20 protein-coding genes are annotated in these 18,818 nt (G+C 72.3%); 8 read left to right on the forward strand and 12 right to left on the reverse strand.

Annotated features, from left to right (window positions below; genetic code table 11):
- Positions 1 to 62 precede the first annotated feature (62 nt).
- Positions 63 to 554, reverse strand: coding sequence for a MarR family winged helix-turn-helix transcriptional regulator (locus tag BUB75_RS38060; protein WP_073264598.1), 492 nt, complete (start codon positions 552 to 554; stop codon positions 63 to 65).
- Between the two features lie 46 nt (positions 555 to 600).
- Here BUB75_RS38060 and BUB75_RS38065 point away from each other — a divergent pair, with 46 nt between their 5' ends.
- Both BUB75_RS38065 and BUB75_RS38070 read left to right on the forward strand, forming a co-directional pair.
- Entirely contained in the window at positions 601 to 1,527 is a 927-nt protein-coding gene (locus tag BUB75_RS38065) for an EamA family transporter (RefSeq protein ID WP_073264600.1), read from the forward strand.
- 49 nt (positions 1,528 to 1,576) lie between these two features.
- A complete protein-coding gene (locus BUB75_RS38070) occupies positions 1,577 to 1,882 on the forward strand; it encodes a hypothetical protein (protein WP_073264736.1) in 306 nt (101 codons plus the stop codon).
- Here the strand turns inward: BUB75_RS38070 and BUB75_RS38075 are convergent.
- Positions 1,879 to 3,933: an ATP-binding protein gene (locus BUB75_RS38075; RefSeq protein WP_073264602.1), complete on the reverse strand. Its 2,055-nt coding sequence runs from the start codon at positions 3,931 to 3,933 to the stop codon at positions 1,879 to 1,881. The genes BUB75_RS38070 and BUB75_RS38075 overlap by 4 nt on opposite strands.
- Positions 3,930 to 4,322, reverse strand: a complete 393-nt coding sequence (locus BUB75_RS38080) for a response regulator transcription factor (RefSeq protein WP_073264604.1) — start codon at positions 4,320 to 4,322, stop codon at positions 3,930 to 3,932. Before BUB75_RS38080 ends, BUB75_RS38075 begins: the two co-directional genes overlap by 4 nt.
- A 110-nt stretch (positions 4,323 to 4,432) precedes the next feature.
- On the opposite strand from BUB75_RS38080, the gene BUB75_RS38085 reads away from it, so the two are divergent.
- Both BUB75_RS38085 and BUB75_RS38090 read left to right on the forward strand, forming a co-directional pair.
- Positions 4,433 to 5,269, forward strand: coding sequence for a methyltransferase domain-containing protein (locus BUB75_RS38085; RefSeq protein ID WP_073264606.1), 837 nt, complete (start codon positions 4,433 to 4,435; stop codon positions 5,267 to 5,269).
- A gap of 22 nt (positions 5,270 to 5,291) precedes the next feature.
- Entirely contained in the window at positions 5,292 to 6,407 is a 1,116-nt protein-coding gene (locus BUB75_RS38090; protein ID WP_073264608.1) for a class II histone deacetylase, read from the forward strand.
- On the opposite strand, the gene BUB75_RS38095 is transcribed toward BUB75_RS38090, so the two are convergent.
- Positions 6,371 to 6,757 carry a VOC family protein gene (locus tag BUB75_RS38095; protein WP_073264610.1) on the reverse strand — a complete coding sequence of 129 codons (387 nt, stop codon included), beginning with the start codon at positions 6,755 to 6,757 and terminating at the stop codon, positions 6,371 to 6,373. The two genes, BUB75_RS38090 and BUB75_RS38095, sit on opposite strands and share 37 nt — an antisense overlap.
- A gap of 101 nt (positions 6,758 to 6,858) precedes the next feature.
- Between BUB75_RS38095 and BUB75_RS48315 the strand changes: the two genes are divergently transcribed.
- Positions 6,859 to 7,884: a hypothetical protein gene (locus tag BUB75_RS48315; protein WP_143175681.1), complete on the forward strand. Its 1,026-nt coding sequence runs from the start codon at positions 6,859 to 6,861 to the stop codon at positions 7,882 to 7,884.
- 3 nt (positions 7,885 to 7,887) lie between these two features.
- On the opposite strand, the gene amaB is transcribed toward BUB75_RS48315, so the two are convergent.
- The 5 genes from amaB to BUB75_RS38125 all read right to left on the reverse strand — a co-directional run bounded on the left by amaB (position 7,888) and on the right by BUB75_RS38125 (position 13,291).
- Positions 7,888 to 9,384: an L-piperidine-6-carboxylate dehydrogenase gene (gene amaB / locus BUB75_RS38105; RefSeq protein WP_073264614.1), complete on the reverse strand. Its 1,497-nt coding sequence runs from the start codon at positions 9,382 to 9,384 to the stop codon at positions 7,888 to 7,890.
- Entirely contained in the window at positions 9,381 to 10,814 is a 1,434-nt protein-coding gene (hglS, locus tag BUB75_RS38110; RefSeq protein ID WP_073264616.1) for a 2-oxoadipate dioxygenase/decarboxylase, read from the reverse strand. The genes amaB and hglS overlap by 4 nt, the downstream gene beginning before the upstream one ends.
- Positions 10,815 to 12,143: an L-lysine 6-transaminase gene (gene lat / locus BUB75_RS38115; protein ID WP_073264618.1), complete on the reverse strand. Its 1,329-nt coding sequence runs from the start codon at positions 12,141 to 12,143 to the stop codon at positions 10,815 to 10,817.
- A gap of 95 nt (positions 12,144 to 12,238) precedes the next feature.
- Positions 12,239 to 12,700: an Lrp/AsnC family transcriptional regulator gene (locus BUB75_RS38120; protein WP_073264620.1), complete on the reverse strand. Its 462-nt coding sequence runs from the start codon at positions 12,698 to 12,700 to the stop codon at positions 12,239 to 12,241.
- Positions 12,701 to 12,718: 18 nt separating this feature from the next.
- Entirely contained in the window at positions 12,719 to 13,291 is a 573-nt protein-coding gene (locus BUB75_RS38125) for a hypothetical protein (protein WP_073264622.1), read from the reverse strand.
- 147 nt (positions 13,292 to 13,438) lie between these two features.
- Here BUB75_RS38125 and BUB75_RS38130 point away from each other — a divergent pair, with 147 nt between their 5' ends.
- Genes BUB75_RS38130 through BUB75_RS38140 form a run of 3 tightly spaced genes read left to right on the forward strand, consistent with a single transcriptional unit; the run spans position 13,439 to position 16,234 of the window.
- A complete protein-coding gene (locus BUB75_RS38130) occupies positions 13,439 to 14,593 on the forward strand; it encodes a sensor histidine kinase (protein ID WP_073264624.1) in 1,155 nt (384 codons plus the stop codon).
- Positions 14,590 to 15,192 (forward strand): response regulator transcription factor, encoded by a 603-nt coding sequence (locus BUB75_RS38135; protein ID WP_073264626.1) that lies wholly within the window; start codon positions 14,590 to 14,592, stop codon positions 15,190 to 15,192. The genes BUB75_RS38130 and BUB75_RS38135 overlap by 4 nt, the downstream gene beginning before the upstream one ends.
- Positions 15,193 to 15,235: 43 nt before the next feature.
- Positions 15,236 to 16,234 (forward strand): SMP-30/gluconolactonase/LRE family protein, encoded by a 999-nt coding sequence (locus BUB75_RS38140; RefSeq protein WP_218618017.1) that lies wholly within the window; start codon positions 15,236 to 15,238, stop codon positions 16,232 to 16,234.
- Positions 16,235 to 16,273: 39 nt separating this feature from the next.
- Here the strand turns inward: BUB75_RS38140 and BUB75_RS38145 are convergent, their stop codons facing one another.
- From BUB75_RS38145 to BUB75_RS38155, 3 genes are read right to left on the reverse strand one after another with little or no spacing between them, the layout of a single operon-like run.
- Positions 16,274 to 17,047, reverse strand: coding sequence for an enoyl-CoA hydratase (locus tag BUB75_RS38145; RefSeq protein ID WP_073264628.1), 774 nt, complete (start codon positions 17,045 to 17,047; stop codon positions 16,274 to 16,276).
- Positions 17,047 to 18,045 carry an NAD(P)H-dependent flavin oxidoreductase gene (locus BUB75_RS38150; protein ID WP_073264630.1) on the reverse strand — a complete coding sequence of 333 codons (999 nt, stop codon included), beginning with the start codon at positions 18,043 to 18,045 and terminating at the stop codon, positions 17,047 to 17,049. Before BUB75_RS38150 ends, BUB75_RS38145 begins: the two co-directional genes overlap by 1 nt.
- On the reverse strand, positions 18,042 to 18,809 hold the full coding sequence (locus tag BUB75_RS38155) for a 3-hydroxyacyl-CoA dehydrogenase (protein ID WP_073264632.1): 768 nt from the start codon (positions 18,807 to 18,809) through the stop codon (positions 18,042 to 18,044). The genes BUB75_RS38150 and BUB75_RS38155 overlap by 4 nt, the downstream gene beginning before the upstream one ends.
- Positions 18,810 to 18,818: the final 9 nt, after the last annotated feature.

An 18,818-nucleotide genomic window follows, 5' to 3' on the forward strand; every position in this document is an offset into this window, starting at 1 on the left:
GCGCCGCAGGCGCGAGACGTCGCAGGTCGGGCCGCGGGCGGGGTGCTGCGGCCCGAAGAAGATCAGCGGCCGCCGGCGCTGTGGAGGAGGCGGGACAGCAGGGTGGCCAGCGCGGCGCGCTCGTCCGTCGTGAGGTCGGCGAGCATCGCCTCCTCGGTCGCCAGGTGGGCGGGCAACGTGGCCTCGACCGCGGCCTTCCCCGCCGGGGTCAGCGTGACCAGGCTGCCCCGGCCGTCCTCCGGGTTCGGCGTCCGGGTGATCAGGCCGCGTGCTTCGAGCCGGTTGAGCCGCTGAGCGACCGCGCTCGACGTGATCATCGCGTCGGCGGCCAGCGCCGCCGGGGTGAGCCGGTGCGGCGCCCCGTTGCGCAGCAGCGTCGCGAGGACGTCGAACGAGCCGCGGTCCAGGTCGTGCGCGGCGAAGTTCCGGGCGAGCTGCGCGTCGACGGCGGCCGCCGCGCGGCTCAGCCGCCCGATCACCCCCATCGGCGACACGTCGAGGTCGGGCCGCTCACGGCGCCACTGGGCCAGGATTCCGTCGACGTGATCAGCCACGGCCTCAGGGTAGCCAAATCGCTAAGCACTTAGCTATTATCGCTAAGTGCTTAGCAAAACTGCCCGCGTCCTGCTACTCACCGCGGTCGCCCCGGTGACCTGGGGCACCACGTACCTGGTGACGACCGAGCTGTTACCGCCCGGCCGTCCGCTGCTCGCCGGGGTGCTCCGCGCGCTCCCGGCCGGCCTGCTGCTGCTCGCGCTCGTCCGGGTGCTACCCCGTGGCTCGTGGTGGTGGCGCGCGACCGTTCTCGGCACGCTGAACATCGGCGCGTTCTTCGCGCTGCTGTTCGTCGCGGCCTACCGGCTGCCCGGCGGAGTCGCCGCGATCGCGGGTGCGCTCCAGCCGCTGCTGGTCGCCGCGCTCGCCACGGTGGCGCTGCGCGAACGGCTCCGGCTCCGCACCGTCCTGGCGGGTATCGCCGGGGTCGTCGGGGTCGCGCTCGTCGTCCTCACCGCGCAGGCCCGCCTCGACGCGCTGGGCGTGGCCGCGGCACTGGCCGGCGCCGGATCGATGGCGCTGGGCATCGTCCTCGCCAAGCGCTGGACGCCGCCCGCGTCGCCGCTGGCCACCACCGCCTGGCAGCTCATCGCCGGTGGCCTCGTCCTGACGCCGGTCGCGCTGCTGGTCGAGGGCCCGCCGCCCGCCCTCGACGCCCCCGCCGTCGGTGGGTACGTGTACCTGGCGCTGGTCGGGACCGCACTGGCCTACGTGCTCTGGTTCCGCGGCATCGCGGCGCTGCCCGCCGCCTCGGCGTCGTTCCTCAGCCTGCTCAGCCCGGTGGTCGCGGTGCTCGCGGGGTGGGCGGTGCTCGGCCAGGCGCTGACCCCGGCTCAGCTCCTCGGCGTCGCGGTCGTACTCGGCGCCGTCCTCGCCGCCACCCGAGCCACCCTCCGCAGCACCACCAACGCCCAGCCACCGGTGGCGGCACCGCTGCGGGGTGGGAGCAGGCCCGCGTCGGTGTGCCGGTGACTGGGGCGAGCTCGCCCCGGAGCGGCGGGCCGGTGCGTACCGTGACGACATGGGAGTCGCCGTCGTGATCGCCTGCTACGCCACCGTGATCGGCGTCCTGCTGATCCTCGCCGCGAGGGTGCGCCGCCGGGGCATCAGCGCGCCGATCCTCGACGTCTTCGACCAGATCTACCGCCCGACCGCGCACGAATCCCGGTTCGAGATCCTCGCCGAGGAGGAGCGCACGACCCCGAACCGCACCCCCGACGACCACGACGACAGCGACGACCCCGACAGGGCGCCCGTCGTGCGGGTTCCCCGCGGCCCCCGCGACGCCAGCCACCCTCCGGCGGCGCGCGGGACGGCGTCCGACTAGACCTGGTGGCCGACCGAGGCGGGTGCGGGCGCGACCGAACCGTCACCACCCACGGCCGTACGCGCCGCAGGGAGCAGCACCGTGAAGCGGGCGCCCGGCCCGTTCGGATTGTCCGACGCCGCGATCGCACCGCCGTGGCGCTCGACGATCCGGGCGCAGATCGCCAGCCCCAGGCCGGTACCGGCGTACCCGGCCTCCCGATGCGCGCGGTGGAAGTTCGCGAAGATCGCCTCGTGCTGACCGGGCGGGATCCCGATGCCGTTGTCGGTCACCGTCAGCCGGACCCGCTCGTCACCGGCCAGCTCGGTCTCGATCGTCACGTGCGGCACGGTCGCCGGCGCCGTGTACTTCACCGCATTGCTGACCAGGTTGTCGAGCAGCTGCCGGATCAGCACCGGATCCGCCTCGACGTCGTGCAGCCGCCCCACCGAGAATCGGGGCGGCAGCGCACCGGCCGCGGTGGCCTGATCGACCCGCGCGGACACGATCTCGGCGACCAGGTCCCCCAGCGCGACCCGCGCGGGCGACAGCGCGCCGTCCCGGGCCGTCGTGTACGCGAGCAGATCGTTGATCAAGTGCCGCATCCGCGTCGAACCGCGGCGGATACGGGTGATGCTGTCGCGCGCGCCGGCGATCTCGGGATGGTCATAGAGCTCCTCGGCGAGCGCCTCGGTCCAACCCTCCACGGTCGTCAGCGGATTGAGCAGATCGTGCGCGACGACGCCGGCGAACGCGGTCAGCTCGTCCCGGTGCCGCCGGTCGGACGTCACGTCGTGGTACAGCACGACCGCCCGGCGGCCGGCGCCGTCGTCGGCCAGCGGCGCCGCGGAAACCTGGAAGATCCGCTCGCTCCCGGTGGCAGGCTGCCGCACCGCGAGGTCCCGGTTCAACACGGTCTCCCCCGCCAGCGCAAGGGAGAACGGCAGGTCAGCCATCTCGATCGGTCCGCCGCCGGGCTCGGCCAGGACGACCTCGGGGTTGTCACCGACGAACTGACTGCGCCGCGACAGCTCGGGAAAGAGGTTCACCGCCGCGGGGTTGCGCAGCAGGATCCGGCCATCCGCACCGATCACCATCAGCCCGTCGCTGATCGAATCGACGATCGTGCTCAGCGTCCTGGCCTGCGCCGCGCTCGCCGCCGCCGCCGCTGACAGCTCCCGGCTGAGCGCCTGCCGCTCGTCCCGGCCGAGCGCCAGCACCGGCCCGAGTATCCCGACCATCGCGACGAACGCCTGCGCCACCAGCGCACGCATCGGGTTCGACTCGATCGCGGCGAACGGCCCCACGTCGTGCAGCGTGTACAGCACCGCCACCGTCCCGAGGATCACGCCGTGCGCCGCGACGAGCGTCGACGGGAATCGAGCGCCCGCCCAGACCGTGACGACGAGCAGCGGAAACGCCAGCGGGAAGCCCTGCGAGAACCCGAACGCCACCGCGTACCACGCGACCGAACACACGGTCAGCGCGCCCAACTCGACCAGCCGCCAGCCGCGGAACCGCTCGCCGACCCCACGGCGGCCGATCAGCAGCATCCCCAGAATGCCGATCAGCAGGACACTGGAGATGTTCCGGGTGAGCCAGATCAGCTCGCCGAACCACGACCACGAGCCCGCCCACCAGCTGGCCAGCGTCGGGCCGATCAGCGCACCGCAGACCGTGCTCGCCAGCGTCGCGGCGATCATCCGCCAGAGGTCGGCCAGCCGGACGAGCGGTGGTTCCGCGCCCCGCCGCCAGTCCGGTCGCAGGCGCCCGAACACGCCCAGGAAGACCGCGATCTGCACCGCGTTGGCGCAGAGGAAGCCGACCGCCAGCGTGAGTGGGGCGCCGGTCGAGAGGTTCGCGGCCAGCGTGACGCCGGCCAGGAGGACCCAGTCCGTCGCGGGCGTCGGCGAGCCTCGTTGCGCGACGAACCAGACGATCGCGACGCCCGCCGCCGGCCAGACCAGGCTGAGCGCCGTGCCTTCCAGGAGCGTGAGCCGGCCCGCGATCGCGGCGAGCAGAAACAGGGCCGCGAAACCGACCGACCGGGCCAGGGCCGCGGCAGGACTCATCCGGGCGCCGAGTGATCGGCCACGCCCGGGGCGTCACCGAGCAGGACGTCGAGAGCGTCGCGCAGGTCCTTGGCGGCGAACGGCTTGGTCAGGTACGGGCAGCCGGTGGCCTTCATCCGGGCGAGCAGTTCGCCGGACCAGAGCACCGTGATGAACAGCGCGGGCAGATCCGGGTGGACGCGGCGGAGCTCCCCGAGCAGCGTGACGCCGTCCTGGCCCGGCAGGTCGACGTCGAGGATCGCGGCGTCCGGAACGCCGTTCTCGGTGACCGCCCGCAGCGCGGCGGCGCCGGTGGCGACCGGGATGACCTCGTGCCCGGCGGCTTCGACGCGCTGAACGAGCAGGTCCCGCAGATCCGGTTCGTCCTCGACCACCAGCAACCGCGCCATCGCCGGACCCCCCGTCAGAGTTCCCTTCCTCATCGGCAGGCGAGCGGTTGCTCTGAGTCGTCTCGTCCGGCTGTGGGTGTTTGGGCTTGTTATTTTGGCCGAGATAGCCTCTGGCGGTGACCGAGTGGGAGTGGGACGAGACGCTGTACGCGGGGAGCGCGCCGTACTACGCGGTGGGCCGGATGCCGTACCCGCCGGAGCTCGCGGAGGCGATCGGCGCGGAGCTGGGTCTGGACGGGCGGGGGCGGCTGCTGGACGTAGGGTGCGGGCCGGGGTCGTTGACGCTGGTCCTCGCGCCGTTGTTCGAGGCGGTAGTCGGCGTCGACGCGGACCGGGGCATGGTCGCGGAGGCGTCGCGCCGCGCCCGCGAGGCCGGGGTCACCACCGCCCGGTGGGTGCACGCGCGGGCCGAGGAGTTGCCGCCGGATCTCGGGACGTTCCGGGTGGCGACGTTCGCACAGTCGTTCCATTGGATGGATCGGTCGGCCGTGGCGGAGCGGGTGCGCGGGTTGCTGGAGCCGGGCGGTGTGTGGCTGCACGTCGGCGCCACGACGCACCAGGGGGTGGACGGCGACGATCCGCTGCCGCGCCCGCGGCCGCCGTGGGATCGGATCAACACCCTGGTCGCCGAGTATCTGGGGCCGGTGCGCCGTGCCGGGCAGAGCGCGCTGCCGCAGGGGACGCGCAGCGGTGAGGACGAGGTGATGCGGCGCGCCGGGTATTCCGGTCCGACCCGGTTCGAGGTCGGCGGGGACCGGGTCGTGGACCGTAGCGTCGACCAGATCACGGCCGGGGTGTTCTCGCTCTCCAGTTCGGCGCCGCACCTGTTCGGGGCGGAGTTGCCCGGGTTCGAGGCGGACCTGCGGCGGCTGCTGACCGAGGCGTCGGACGACGGGTGGTTCGCCGAGCGCACCCGCCCGATCGCGGTGCTGATCTGGCGTCCCTGACCCCTGTGATAGGCGTGTGCGCATGGCGACGGGATGGGTTTGGCACGAGCGGTACATGTGGCACGACACCGGCACCGCGGGTGGGCCGCTGCCGGTGAGCCGCTGGGTCGAACCGATGGAGCACGTCGAGAGCCCGGACGCGAAGCGCCGCTTCGCGAACCTGGTGTCCGCGTCCGGTCTGCTCGAGCACCTCACCCCGCTGGCGCCGCGTCCGGCGACGGTGGCCGAGCTGACTCGCGTCCACCTGCCCGAGTACGTCGCGGACGTCGACCGGCAGGCCGCCGCGGGCGGCGGGAACCTCGGCGGCGGCACGCCGTTCGGCGAGTTCTCGTACGAGATCGCCCTGCTGGCCGCCGGGGGTGTGCTCGCCGCGGTCGAGGCAGTGGCGGGCGGCGTGGTCGACAACGCGTACGCGCTGGTGCGCCCGCCCGGTCATCACGCCACACCGGACCACGGCCGGGGCTTCTGCCTGTTCAACAACGTCGCGGTGGCTGCGCGGCACGCCCAGGCCACGCTCGGACTGGAACGGATCGCGATCGTCGACTGGGACGTCCACCACGGCAACGGCACGCAGGACACGTTCTGGGACGATCCGTCGGTGCTGGCCGTCTCGATCCATCAGGACGGCGTCTACCCGCCGCAGTCCGGTCCGGTGACCGACGTCGGCGGGCCCGGAGCCGAGGGCACGACGATCAACGTCCCGCTGCCGCCGGGCTCCGGGGACGGCGCGTACCGGGCCGCGTTCACCGAGGTCGTCGAGCCGGCGCTGGACCGGTTCGCACCGGACTTGATCCTGGTCGCGTGCGGCTTCGACGCGAACGGTTTCGATCCGCTGGCCCGGCAGATGCTCTCGTCGGAGTCGTTCCGCGAGCTCACCCGCCGGGTCGCCGACGCCGCCGCCCGGCACTGCGACGGACGCCTGGTCCTGGCCCACGAGGGTGGCTACTCCCCCTTCGCGGTGCCGTTCTGCGGGCTGGCGGTCGTCGAGCAGCTCAGCGGCGTCCGGACCGGCGTGGAGGACCCGTTCCTTCCGATCGTCGAGAACTACGGGGGGCAGTTATGGCCGCACCAGGCGGACGCGGTCGCGGCGGCAGCCGCGGTTCATTCCGCCGGACGTTCCTGGATCGCCCACGGGTAGCCGTCGGGGTCGTCGAAGAAGACGAACGAGTTCCACCGTCCACCCCGGCCCTCGACCACGCCGGTGCTCTCGTAGTGGCTCACCGGGCTGACCGCCACACCGCGCCCGGCCAGCTCGGCACGGGCGGCGTCCACATCGGCGACGACCAGCAGCAGGGTGGGCCGGACGCCGAACTCCTGCCTCTCCGCCAGCGGCTTCACCTGCACCGAGCAGCCCGAGCCGACCGGGGTGAGCTGGACGAAGCCGGGCTCGTCGATGTCGACGGTGAAGCCGAGTTGCTCGGCGTAGAACCGTTTGGATGCCTCAATGTCCCGTACCGGCAGAACGACCACTTCCAGCGCGCCTTCCATGGCCACCTACCTAAACGCAGAACCGGTCCGACGCTCAACCCCCGGAGTGATAGACGTCTTACGAGTCGAAGGGGGAACTTGTGCCGCCGACGGTAGCGATCGTGGGGAGCGCCGCAACGGACCGGCCGTACCGGACGCCGCTGCGGCAGCCGGAGTTAGCCGTCACCGCCGCGGAGGAGCTCGGCCGGGAGTTCGCGAAGCAGGGCTGTCGCATCGTGGTCTTCTCCGGGAGCGACGACTTCATCGAGGGTGCGGTGGTGCGCGGCTACCTCACGTCCGGGCGGGCGTCCGCGCGATCGATCGAGGTGCACGCGCCGCTCCGGCAGGAGGGCGCGCCGTTCCCCGAGGCCAGGGACCGGCCGGAGATCTTCGATCCCCGACCGGACAGCGGGAGCGACTGGGAGGTCGGCTTCTACCGCGCGATCCTCGCCGCCGACGCGCTGTTGCTGATCGGCGGCGGCCGGACGACGTTCAACGCGGGCGTGATCGGGCTGTCCCGGGAGGTGCCGGTCGTCCCGGTGGCGGCGTTCGGCGGGGAGGCCGAGCGGGTGTGGGAACGGCACCGCGCCGCGCCGAACGACGCGACCGACGAGGACCTGGCCCGCGCGGCGGCCGACTGGGGGCCGGAGTCGGCGGCGCAGCTGGTGGAGTCGCTGGTCAGCCGGCACGACCGCCGGGTGGAGGCGGCGCGGGCCGCGGAGCGCACGGGGGCGGCGTCGGCCCGGCTGCGGGCGTACGGCCTGGTGTTCGCGCTGGTGATGCTGGCCGGCGCGTTGGCGTGTATCCCGCTGTCCACGTCGGCGGACGCTCCGGCGTGGCGCGCCGCGGCCGTGCTGGTGGCCGGGCCGGTGATGATCGGGATCTGCGGTGCGATCATCCGCAACGCGTTCGACGACGGGACCGGCTGGCTGTGGGCGGCGGTGCGGGGAGCGGCGGCCGGCGCGGTGACGTTCCTGCTGTTCGTCGCCGCGCAGACCGCTGCCAACCCGGACGTGCTCTCCGCGGAGTCCGCGAAGAACCTGGTGTACGTCGTCCTCGCGATCGGGTTCACCGCGGGCCTCGGTTCGGACGCCGTCTACGCGAAGCTGCGGCAGACCGACGTGACCCCGACGACGTCGCTGCAGTGATTTCTAGAGGAACGACACGTCCTGCGCGAGCAGGAGCTGGCCGGACGCGTTGACGGTGTTCGTCGCCCGTCGCATGTAGGCGCGCCAGGCGTCCGAACCGGACTCTCGCCCGCCGCCGGTCTCCTTCTCGCCGCCGAACGCGCCGCCGATCTCCGCGCCGGACGTCCCGATGTTGACGTTGACGATCCCGCAGTCGGAGCCGTCGGCGGCCAGGAATCGCTCCGCCTCCTGCTGGTCGCGGGTGAAGATGCCGGACGACAGGCCCTGCGGTACGTCGTTGTGCAGCGCGATCGCCTCGTCGAGCGTCTCGTAGGTGAGGACGTAGAGGATCGGCGCGAACGTTTCGGTACGGACGATGTCGGTCTGCGACGGCATGCGGACGATGGACGGTTCGGCGTAGTAGCCGTCGCCGTCGATCTCGCGCCGCCCACCGCCGACGAGCACCTCACCGCCGTCCTTGCGGGCTGCGTCCAGCGCGGCGGTCATGTTCTCGTAGGCGGCCTCGTCGATCAGTGGCCCGACGAGCGTCCCGGCGTCCAGCGGGCTGCCGATCGGCAGCTTGCCGTACGCGGTGGTCAGTTTCCCGAGCAGCTCGTCGGCGACCGAGGTGTGCACGATCAGCCGCCGCAGCGTCGTGCAGCGCTGCCCGGCGGTGCCCGCGGCGGCGAACACGATCGCGCGGGTGGCGAGGTCGAGGTCGGCGGACGGTGTCACGACCGCGGCGTTGTTGCCGCCGAGCTCGAGCAGGGTGCGGCCGAAGCGGGCCGCGACGCGCGGGCCGACCTCACGTCCCATCCGGGTGGAGCCGGTCGCGCTGACCAGCGGTACCAGCGGTGAGTCGACCAGGGCCTCGCCGACCTCCCGGCCGCCGATGACGGTTCGGTGAAGGTCCTTCGGGGCGTGGAGTTCCGCGATCGCGCGGTCGACCAGCGCGGTGCAGGCCAGTGCGGTCAGCGGCGTCTTCTCCGACGGCTTCCAGACCACCGCGTCGCCGCAGACCAGCGCGATCGCGGTGTTCCACGACCAGACCGCCACCGGGAAGTTGAACGCCGAGATGACGCCGACGACGCCGAGCGGGTGCCAGGTCTCCATCAGCCGGTGGCCGGGGCGCTCCGAGGGCATCGTGCGCCCGTAGAGCTGGCGGGACAGGCCGACCGCGAAGTCGCAGACGTCGATCATCTCCTGGACCTCGCCGAGGGCCTCGGAGCGGATCTTGCCCGCTTCGAGCGTCACCAGCGTGGCCAGGTCGTCCTTGTGTTCGCCGATCAGCTGACCGAGCCGCTTGACCAGCGCGCCACGGACCGGGGCGGGGACCGTGCGCCACTCCTGGTAGGCGGCGTGGGCGGCGGAAACGACCGCGCCGACGTCCTCGGTCTGGCGCACGCTGAGCAGCTCGGCGCCGGTCAGCGGGGTGCGGACCGACAGCGTGCCGGTCAGCGCGGCGGCCTCGACGCCGCAGGACTTCAGGGCGGTGAGCGCGCTCTCGCGCAGGTCGATCATGAGATCTCCAGGTTGAGCGCCTGCAGAGAGGCGCGCGTCAATTCGTCATTGCGGACGATCGGGTCGGCGACATCGCGGCCGAGCGCGTCGCTCAGCCAGCCGGCGTCCCGGGCGGTGCCGGTGAGCGCGTCGTCGCGCCGTCCGGCGTCGGACAGGTTGGACTGGAAGATCCCGGCCGCGGACCGGGGCAGAAAGTCCTCGTAGACGATCGGCTCCCGCACCGCGACCCCGGCACTCACCAGCGCGTGCACGTCCAGCTGCGGGTGACCGCGGACCAGAGTGTGACCAGCGGTCGCGGGGGCAGCGCCGGCGGCCGGGTCGTCCGCGCCGCGGGCGGCGAGCAACGTGCTCAGCCGCGCGGCCGCATCCGGGGTGGCGCGGTAGGTGAACGCGCCCAGCCCGGCGTGGTCCAGGGCGCCTTCGGTCGGGGGCAACGATTCGCGCCAGACCTCGGCGGCCACCTCGGCGCGGGGGCGGCCGGTGGACGCCCGGCGGGTGTCCACTTCGGCGAGCATCCGGTCGTAGAGGGCCCTGCCGTCGGCGGTCAGCGCGATCCCCCGCGCCTCGACCTCACCGAACCGCACCCGCAGCTCGCCCGGCCCATCGGTGAACACCCGCGGCTCGGCCAGCGCCCGGAACGACGTCTGGCGGAGCAGCACGTCCGGCCCCTCCCAGGCGGGCGGGCCCTGGATCTCGTCGATCATCGTGACGCCGAGGTCGGTCATCCGGCGGTAGAGCTCGTCGATGTCGAGCACCCGCGGCGTTAGGTGGTTGATGTGTGTGGACGCCACCCCGCCGATGTCGGCGGCGACCGCGGAGATCCGGGACAGCTCGTCGTACCAGGACCGGTCGATCGGCTCCCGGGACAGCGCGAAGCAGGCGGTCGCGCCCGCCACCAGTTCGTCGGCCTCGTCGCCGTCGAGGCCACCGGCGGCCTCGGCCCGTGCGGCGAGCTCCAGCACCCGGGGCGGGAACAGTTCCCGGCGCCCGAGGAACGTCTCCAGCCGGGCCTGCAGGTCCGCGTCGAAGAACCGGCGGTCGTCGGTGACCAGCACGGACGTGAAGACGCGGAACGGGTTGCGGGCCAGCTCATCGGCGTCCAGCGGCCGGAACGCGGTGGAGACCACCGGCACCGCGCTGGACGAGGCATCACGCAGGTCGTAGAACCCCACCGGGTGCATGCCGAAGCCGGCGAAGATCTGCCCGACCTGGCGTAGTTCCTCCGGCGTGCCGACCCGGATCGCGCCGTGCCGCTCGGCGGTCACCCGGTCGATGCTGCCCAGCCGCTGGGCGTCCGCGCCGTGCTTCGCGAGCACGTCGGCGTTGACCTCGGCCGACACCTGCAGCAGCGTCTGGTAGGCCGGAACCTCCCGGCCGTACATGTCCGACAGCGCGCGGGCGAACGCGGCCCGCAGCTCCCATTGCTGCACCTAGGCCCCCAGTCGACTCAGCACCCGATCGATCGCGGCGACACCGTTGTCCAGCTCAGCCTCGCTGATCGTGAGGGCCGGGCGGAAGCGGACGCTCCGGTTTCCGCAGCCGAGCATCATCACGCTCTCGTCCTGGCGCAGGCCGTCGAGCAGCGCGTCCCGGGTCGCGGCGTCGGCGAGCGAGAACGCGCACATCAGGCCCCGGCCGCGCACGTTGCTCACGCCGGGGTGCCGGGTGGCGAGCGCGCGCAGGCTGTCCTGCAGGTACTCGCCGAGCGACGCCGCCCGCGCGACCAGCTTCTCGTCGCGGATCACCTCGAGGATGCGGCGGGCCCGCACCATGTCGGTGAGGTTGCCGCCCCAGGTGGAGTTGAGCCGGGACGCGATCGCGAACACGTTGTCCGGCACCTCGTCGACGCGGCCGCCGGCCATGATGCCGCAGACCTGGGTCTTCTTGCCGAACGCGACGACGTCCGGGACGACGTCGAGCTGCTGGAAGGCCCAGGTGGTGCCGGTCAGGCCGACGCCGGTCTGCACCTCGTCGAGGAGGAACAGCGCGTCGTGCTCATGGCACAGGTCGCGCAGCGCGCGGACGAACTGCGGGCGGAAGTGGTGGTCGCCGCCCTCGCCCTGGATCGGCTCCATGATCGCGGCGGCGATGTCGTGCGGGTGGGCCTCGAACGCGGCCCGGGCCGCGGCGAGCGCCTCGGCCTCGAGGGCATCCAGGTCGGCCCCCTCGCGGAGGTACGGCGCCGGGATCCGCGGCCAGTCGAACTTCGGGAAGCGCGCGACCTTGTTCGGGTCGGTGTTCGTGAGCGACATCGTGTAGCCGGAGCGTCCGTGGAAGGCATGCTCCAGGTGCAGGACGCGGGTGCCGAGCGCCGGGTCGATGCCGTGCGCCTCGTTCCAGCGGCTCTTCCAGTCGAACGCGACCTTGAGCGCGTTCTCGACGGCAAGGGCGCCGCCCTCGACGAAGAACAGGTGCGGCAGCCGTGGGTCGCCGAGGACCGCGGCGAACGTGTCGACGAACCGCGCCATCTCCACCGTGTAGATGTCGGAGTTGCTCGGCTTGTTCGTCGCGGCGCGGAGCAGCTCGGCGCGGAAGGCCGGCTCGGCGAGCGCGGGGTGGTTCATGCCGAGCGCCGAGGACGCGAAGAACGTGAACAGGTCCAGGTACTCGTGGCCGTCGCGGGCGTCCACGAGCGTGGAGCCGTGCGAGGCCTCTAGATCGAGCACAAGATCGAGCCCGTCGGCGAGAAGGTGCGCGCCGATGACGGCGTGCACGTCGCTGGGGCGAACCGTGCCGGGGGCGTCCACCATCTGGGTCATGACACCACGTTAAGAGGATCTTTACGGTTTCACAACGGCCCCACCGGAAATTTTCCTGCCTCAGGCTCCCGTGCCGCAGGAATTCCTGGCTCCCGTCAGTCGGTGTCCAGGGCGGCGGTGCGCTCGAAGAACGTCTGGAGCACGACGGTCGTCCGGGTGCGCACGTTGGCGACCGAGCGGATCTCGCGGATCAGACCCTCGAGCGCACGCGGTGAGGGCACCCGGACGAACAGCACGTAGCTCTCCTCCCCCGCCACCGAGTAGCACGCCTCCACCGCGGGCAGCTCGGCGAGGCGCTCCGGGGCGTCGTCGGGCTGGGCCGGGTCGAGCGGCGAGATCGCGATGAACGCGGCCAGCGGCAGCCCGAGCGCCTCCGGGTCGATGTCCGCGGCGTACCCGCGGATCACGCCGCGCTGCTCGAGCCGCCGCACCCGGGCCTGGGTCGCCGACACCGACAGCCCGGCGGCAGCCGCGAGCGTCGAGAGCGTCGCGCGCCCGTCGGTGGCCAGCAGCGCGACGAGCGCGCGGTCGACGTCGTCTTCCAGTGGCGAAGTCACGCCTCGGGACGCTACCGGTCAGACCGCGAACAGCAGCAGCACACCGACTGCGATGTCGACGACGAAGCAGGCCTCGGCGTAGGAGCGGGACACCACCCGCTCGAGCTTCCAGTGCACGGCATCCCACACCCCGTGCGCCAACCACCCGGCCGCGATCAGGTAGCGGCCGAGGTCGGGATCGACGGCGAGACCCACCAGCGCGATGGCCCCGAACCCGACCATCCCGGCGGCCTGGATCCCGAACGACGCCCGGCCGTTCGGCGTTCCGGTGACCGCACCCGCCACCAGCAGCACTAGCGCGGCCACGACCAGGGCGGTGGACAGGGACACGACGTCAAGAAGGTCGAGCAGGACGATCACCACGACCATGCCGCCCACCACCGGCCAGGACGCCCCGCGCCGGCCGATCTGGTTGAGGATCAGGTACTCCAGTGCCAACAGCAGCACCAGCGGCCCGAGGTCGGCAATCGTGTCGGTGAGGTCCCCGACGTCGCTCCAGATCAGTACGGCGGCCACCAGCGCCGCCGCGGTGGGCCAGCGCCGCAGCAGCATCCGAAGCAGGCCCGGCCGTTCCTCCACCACGTCAGCCATGAGGTTCTCCTTTCGACGTCCTCACGGTGCCGAGCACGGACGGGGCGCAGTAGTGGCGGATCACGCCCTGTCCGGATGACATCTGTCATGCGAAGACCGGACGGATGACACCGCCCCTGATCAGCGCGCCGCTGAAACAATGGCGGGGTGAGCGACGCCGGCACGGGGCTGGCCGGGTTCCGCCGGTACACGTGGTGGGCGGTGCCGGGCACCAACGTCGGTGTGCTGATCCTGTTCACCGCCGAGTGGGTCCTCGACAGCGACGTGCCGCTCCAGCCGCGCGTGTTCTGCGCCGCAGCGCTGGTGGTCGAGGTCGCCGCGGTCCTGGTGCTGCTCGACGTACGGCTGCGCGGCACCCCCGCTCGTCTGCCGGCGGGCTGGCCGGTGGCCGGGGTCCTCGCCGCCATCGTGCTCGGCGTCTGCCCGCTGGCCCTGCGCAACTACGGTCTCTGGCCGGTGGGGCCCGCGATCATGATGGCGGTCATCGCCACCTATCTGGATCGCCGAGCCCGGCGGCGGCTGGTGCTGACGGCGACCGCGGTCGCGGCGCTGCCGGGCGGCGCGGTCAGCCTCCTCGCCGGGGACGGGCAGCTGGTGTACGCGGCCCTGTTCCCGGTGGGCGTGACCGCGTTCACCAGCTGGGCGGTGCTCGGTCCACTGTGGGCGTGGGACGTCGCCGGGCGGCTCGAGGAGGCGCGGCGGCTCTCCGCCGAGCTGGCCGTCAAGGACGAGCGTCTCCGCTTCGCCGCCGACCTGCACGACATCCAGGGTCATCATCTGCAGGTGATCGCGGTGAAGAGCGAACTCGCGGCCCGGCTCGCCGAGGCCGACGCGACGCGCGCCGCCGCCGAGATGGAGGAGGTGCGGCGGCTGGCCACCGATGCGCTGCGCGACACCCGCGAGGTGGTGCGCGGATACCGGCGCACGAGCCTGAACGAGGAGATCACCAACGCGACCCGGGTGCTCGCCTCGGCGGGCATCGACGCCCGGACGACCGTGGAGCCCGGCGCGATCTCCGAGTCCGCCCGCCACCTGCTGGGGCTGGTCATGCGGGAGGCGGCCACGAACCTGCTCCGCCACAGCCGGGCCCGGACGACGTCGATCGAGTACCGGGTCGCCGACGGCGTCGCCCGACTCCAGGTGAGCAACGACGGTGCGTTCGAGCCCGCGGCCGACACCGGCACCGGGCTGAGCGCGCTGGCCGAACGGCTCGACGCCGCCGGTGGAGTTCTGGAGTGGACCCGGGACGGCGAGCGGTTCGAACTCACCGCGTGTCTGCCCGCCGGGAAGGAGACACGATGATCCGCCTGCTGCTCGCCGACGACGAGGACCTGCTCCGGAGCGCCCTGGCCTCGCTCCTCGCGCTCGAGGACGACCTCACGGTCGTCGCCACGGCGTCCACGTCGACGGAGGCCGTGCGGCTCGCACGCGAGCACCGGCCGGACATCGCGGTTCTCGACCTGGAGATGCCACCGACCGACGGCTTACGGGCCGCCGAGGAGATCCGGAACGGGTCCCCCACCCAGATCGTGCTGGTCACCCGCCATGCCCGCCCCGCCGTGCTGCGCCGGGCGCTCGCCGCAGGCGTCCGCGGTTTTGTCCCGAAGACCACGTCCGCCGCGCGGCTCGCGGAAATCCTCCGGGACATCGCCGCCGGGCGCCGTTACGTCGACCCGGACATCGCCGCCTCCGCGCTGACCGAGGACGACTGCCCGCTCACCGACCGGGAGCTGGAGGTGCTGCGGGCCGCGCGCAGCGGTGGCTCGATCAACGACATCGCCGCCGAGGTCCACCTCGCGCCGGGGACGGTCCGCAACTACCTCTCCGCCGCGATGACGAAGCTGCGTGCCCCCACCCGCCACGCCGCCGCCCACCACGCCTGGCAACAGGGCTGGATCTGAGGGCGTGTGTCCTACAGGCGCTTGTAGTAGTTTTAGTGGGTTTATGGATGCCAACTCGCGAGACACCCGGCTCTGGAAGTCCGCACCGCGCCTGGCCGTCGTCGCCGCGCTGCTCACCGGCGTCACGACCACCGCGACCCTGACCACCGTCGTCGCTCCGGCCGCGGCCACCGCCCCGGCTACCCAGTCCCAGTTCCCGACCACATACCAGCTCCCGGACGGCTTCCGGCCCGAAGGCATCGCGATCGGACGCCGTCCGGTCGCCTACTTCGGATCGCTGGCCGACGGCGACATCCTCAAAATGGACCTGACGAACGGGCGATCGCGCGTTCTCGCGCAGGGCCCGGGCACCCCGTCGGTCGGTCTCAAACTCGACGACCGCGGCCGGCTGTTCGTCGCCGGCGGGGTGGCGGGCACCGGCCGCGTGATCGACACCGAGACCGGCAAGACGCTGTCGAACCTCACGTTCTCGACGACCACCCCGACGTTCGTCAACGACGTGATCCTGACGCCGTCCGCCGCGTTCTTCACCGACTCGCGGCAGCCGGTCCTCTACCGGGTCGCGATCCCGCGCAAGGGCGCACCGACCCAGAAGGACGTCACGACGATCAGGCTCAGCGGCGCGCTCGTGGTCGACCCGGCGGTGAACAACGCCAACGGCATCGCGCGGACGCCGGACGGCAAGGGCCTGATCATCGTCCAGTCGAACACCGGTTTCCTGTTCCACGTCGATCCCCGCACCGGGGTGACGACGCGGATCCCGGTCACCAGGGACGGCACGGAGTACCTGCTGACGAACGGCGACGGGCTGCTCCGGATCGGACAGACGCTGTTCGTGGTGCAGAACCGGCTCAACACGATCGCAGCGCTGACGCTGGGACGGTCGAGCGCGGAGGTCACCACGACGATCACCGATCCGCGCTTCGACGTGCCGACGACGCTCGCGGTCTTCCGTGACCGGCTCTACGCGCCGAACGCCCGCTTCACGACGACGCCGACGCCCACCACGACGTACACCGCGGTGAGCGTCCCCCTGCCGTAACGGATCGGGCCGGGGCCCCGCGGCCCCGGCCCGTCCCGCTCAGCTACCGGTGAACTTCGGCGGGCGCTTCTCGATGAACGCGATCACGGCCTCGGCGACGTCCGCGGTCTGCAGCAGACGGCCCTGACCCTCCAGCTCGCGCCCGAGCGCGCCCTCCAGCGCGGTGAGCGTCGCCTCGTTCACCGCCCGCTTCGTGGCCGCCAGCGCCAGCGGCGCCCCGGTCGAGAGCCGGTCGGTCAGCGCCTTGAGCGCGGCGGCCAGCTCGGCGGCGTCCACCGCCTTGTAGATCAGGCCCCAGGCCACCGCCTCGGCTGCCGGAATCCGCTCGGGCACCATCGCCATCGCCATCGCCCGAGCCCGGCCGATCGAGGTCGGCACCAGCGCCGTCGCACCACCGTCCGGCATCAGCCCGATGCTGGTGAACGACAGCAGGAAGTACGCGTCCGACGAGGCCAGCGTCAGGTCGCACGCGAGCGCCAGCGAGCAGCCGACACCCACCGCCGGGCCGTTGACCGCCGCGACCGTGGGCTGACGCGCGTCCCGCAGCGCCCGGATGACCCGGTTCGCCGCGAGGATCGTGTCGGTGCCCGGCTTCCCGGTCGCCGTGGCGCCGCTCTTGAGGTCCGCGCCGGAGCTGAACGCCCGGCCGGTGCCGGTCAGCACGATGACCCGCACCTCGGCGTCCGCCGCGGCTTCCTCGATCAGGTCGGCGAGGTCGTTGAGCACGTCGGTGGTGACCGAGTTCAGCCGCTCCGGCCGGTTGAGCGCGATCGTCAGGACCGCGCCGTCGCGCTGGACCGTGATTTCGCCCATCACGCCACCCCCACCGGGTCAGCCGCCACCAGGCCGGCGAGCCTACCGCGAATCAGGTCGGCGGCCTCAGTGACGATCCGGCGCACCACCTCACCGGCGGTCGGGATGTCGTTGATCAGCCCTTGGACCAGGCCCACCGACCAGATCCCGGCCTCGACGTCGCCGTTCTCGTACACCAGCTTGCCGCGTGCGCCGGCGACCAGTTCCCGGACGTCGGCGAACTCGCCGCCCTCGTTGAGGATGCGCACGACCTCGGTGCTCACCGAGTTCTTCGCCACCCGTGCGGTGTTACGCAGCGGGCGGAAGATCAGCTCGGTGTCGCGCTCGTCGCCGGCCACGATGGCCTTCTTGACGGCCTCGTCGATCGGCGACTCGACCGTGCACATGAAGCGGCTGCCCATGTTGATGCCGTCCGCGCCGAGCGCCAGCGCCGCGACCAGGCCCCTGGCGTCCCCGAACCCGCCGGAGGCGACGAACGGGATCGTCAGCTTGTCGGCCGCGGCCGGGATCAGGATCAGGCCGGGGATGTCGTCCTCACCGGGGTGACCGGCGCACTCGAACCCGTCGATCGAGACCGCGTCGACACCGATCCGCTGCGCCTTGAGCGCGTGCCGCACGCTCGTGCACTTGTGGATGATCTTGACGCCGTGCTCTTTGAACAGGTCCATGTGCGGCTCCGGGTTGGAGCCCGCGGTCTCCACGATCCGGATGCCTTCGTCGACGATGACCCGGCGGTACTCGTCGTACGGCGGCGGGCTGATCGTCGGCAGGATCGTCAGGTTGACGCCGAACGGCTTGTCGGTCAGCGTCCGCGCCCGGGCGATCTCCTTCGCCAGGTCGGCGGGGGTCGGCTGGGTCAGCGCGGTGATCAGGCCGAGGCCTCCGGCCTCGGAGACCGCGGCGGCGAGCTCGGCCCGGCCGACCCACTGCATACCACCCTGGACGATCGGGTGCTCGACACCAAAAGCCTCGGTGAACCGCGTCTTCAGAATGCTCATCGGGGCGTCATCCGGATCGCGCCGTCGAGGCGGATGACCTCGCCGTTGAGCATCGGGTTCGCGACGATCTGGCTCGCCAGCAGCCCGTACTCGGCCGGGGAACCGAGCCGGGACGGATGCGGCACCTGGGCGCCGAGCGCGGCCTTGATGTTGTCCGGCAGCCCGCCGAGCAGCGGGGTGTCGAACAGACCCGGCGCGATGGTGTTGACCCGGATCTTCAGCGCCGCGAGGTCACGCGCGATCGGCAGCGTCATCCCGACGATGCCACCCTTGGACGCCGAGTACGCGGCCTGCCCGATCTGACCTTCGAACGCCGCGACCGACGCGGTGTTGACGATGACGCCACGCTCGCCGTCGACCTCGTCGGCCTGCGCGATCTGCGCCGCGGCCAGCCGAATCACGTTGAACGTGCCGATCAGGTTGACCTGGATGACCTTCGTGAACGCGTCCAGCGGGAACGGCTTGTTCTCCTTGCCGACGGTCTTGAACGCGTTGCCGATCCCGGCGCAGTTGACCGCGACCCGCAGCGTCCCCTGCTCGGACGCGACCCGCACGGCCTGCTCCACGTCGGCCTCGGACGTCACGTCGCCGGGGCTGAACGTCACCTTCGGGCCGAACTTCTCGGCGACCGCCTTACCGTCCGAGCCGGGGAGATCGAGAACGACGACCGTCGCCCCGTCCTCCACCAGCTTCTCGACGGTCGCCAGGCCGAGGCCCGACGACCCCCCGGTGACCAGGGCGACGTCGCTGTCGAAAAACTTCACAGGTGAGGT

It is taken from the genome of Cryptosporangium aurantiacum (assembly GCF_900143005.1).
In the GTDB taxonomy this organism is placed as follows: domain Bacteria; phylum Actinomycetota; class Actinomycetes; order Mycobacteriales; family Cryptosporangiaceae; genus Cryptosporangium; species Cryptosporangium aurantiacum.

What these genes read in the sequence shown, in the direction of transcription:
- BUB75_RS38070 (WP_073264736.1), top strand. Translation starts at nt 1,577, where the DNA reads ATGGGAGTCGCCGTCGTGATCGCCTGCTACGCCACCGTGATCGGCGTC.
- BUB75_RS38075 (WP_073264602.1), bottom strand. Translation starts at nt 3,933, where the DNA reads ATGAGTCCTGCCGCGGCCCTGGCCCGGTCGGTCGGTTTCGCGGCCCTG.
- BUB75_RS38080 (WP_073264604.1), bottom strand. Translation starts at nt 4,322, where the DNA reads ATGGCGCGGTTGCTGGTGGTCGAGGACGAACCGGATCTGCGGGACCTG.
- BUB75_RS38090 (WP_073264608.1), top strand. Translation starts at nt 5,292, where the DNA reads ATGGCGACGGGATGGGTTTGGCACGAGCGGTACATGTGGCACGACACC.
- BUB75_RS38095 (WP_073264610.1), bottom strand. Translation starts at nt 6,757, where the DNA reads ATGGAAGGCGCGCTGGAAGTGGTCGTTCTGCCGGTACGGGACATTGAG.
- amaB (WP_073264614.1), bottom strand. Translation starts at nt 9,384, where the DNA reads ATGATCGACCTGCGCGAGAGCGCGCTCACCGCCCTGAAGTCCTGCGGC.
- lat (WP_073264618.1), bottom strand. Translation starts at nt 12,143, where the DNA reads ATGACCCAGATGGTGGACGCCCCCGGCACGGTTCGCCCCAGCGACGTG.
- BUB75_RS38125 (WP_073264622.1), bottom strand. Translation starts at nt 13,291, where the DNA reads ATGGCTGACGTGGTGGAGGAACGGCCGGGCCTGCTTCGGATGCTGCTG.
- BUB75_RS38135 (WP_073264626.1), top strand. Translation starts at nt 14,590, where the DNA reads ATGATCCGCCTGCTGCTCGCCGACGACGAGGACCTGCTCCGGAGCGCC.
- BUB75_RS38140 (WP_218618017.1), top strand. Translation starts at nt 15,236, where the DNA reads ATGGATGCCAACTCGCGAGACACCCGGCTCTGGAAGTCCGCACCGCGC.
- BUB75_RS38145 (WP_073264628.1), bottom strand. Translation starts at nt 17,047, where the DNA reads ATGGGCGAAATCACGGTCCAGCGCGACGGCGCGGTCCTGACGATCGCG.
- BUB75_RS38150 (WP_073264630.1), bottom strand. Translation starts at nt 18,045, where the DNA reads ATGAGCATTCTGAAGACGCGGTTCACCGAGGCTTTTGGTGTCGAGCAC.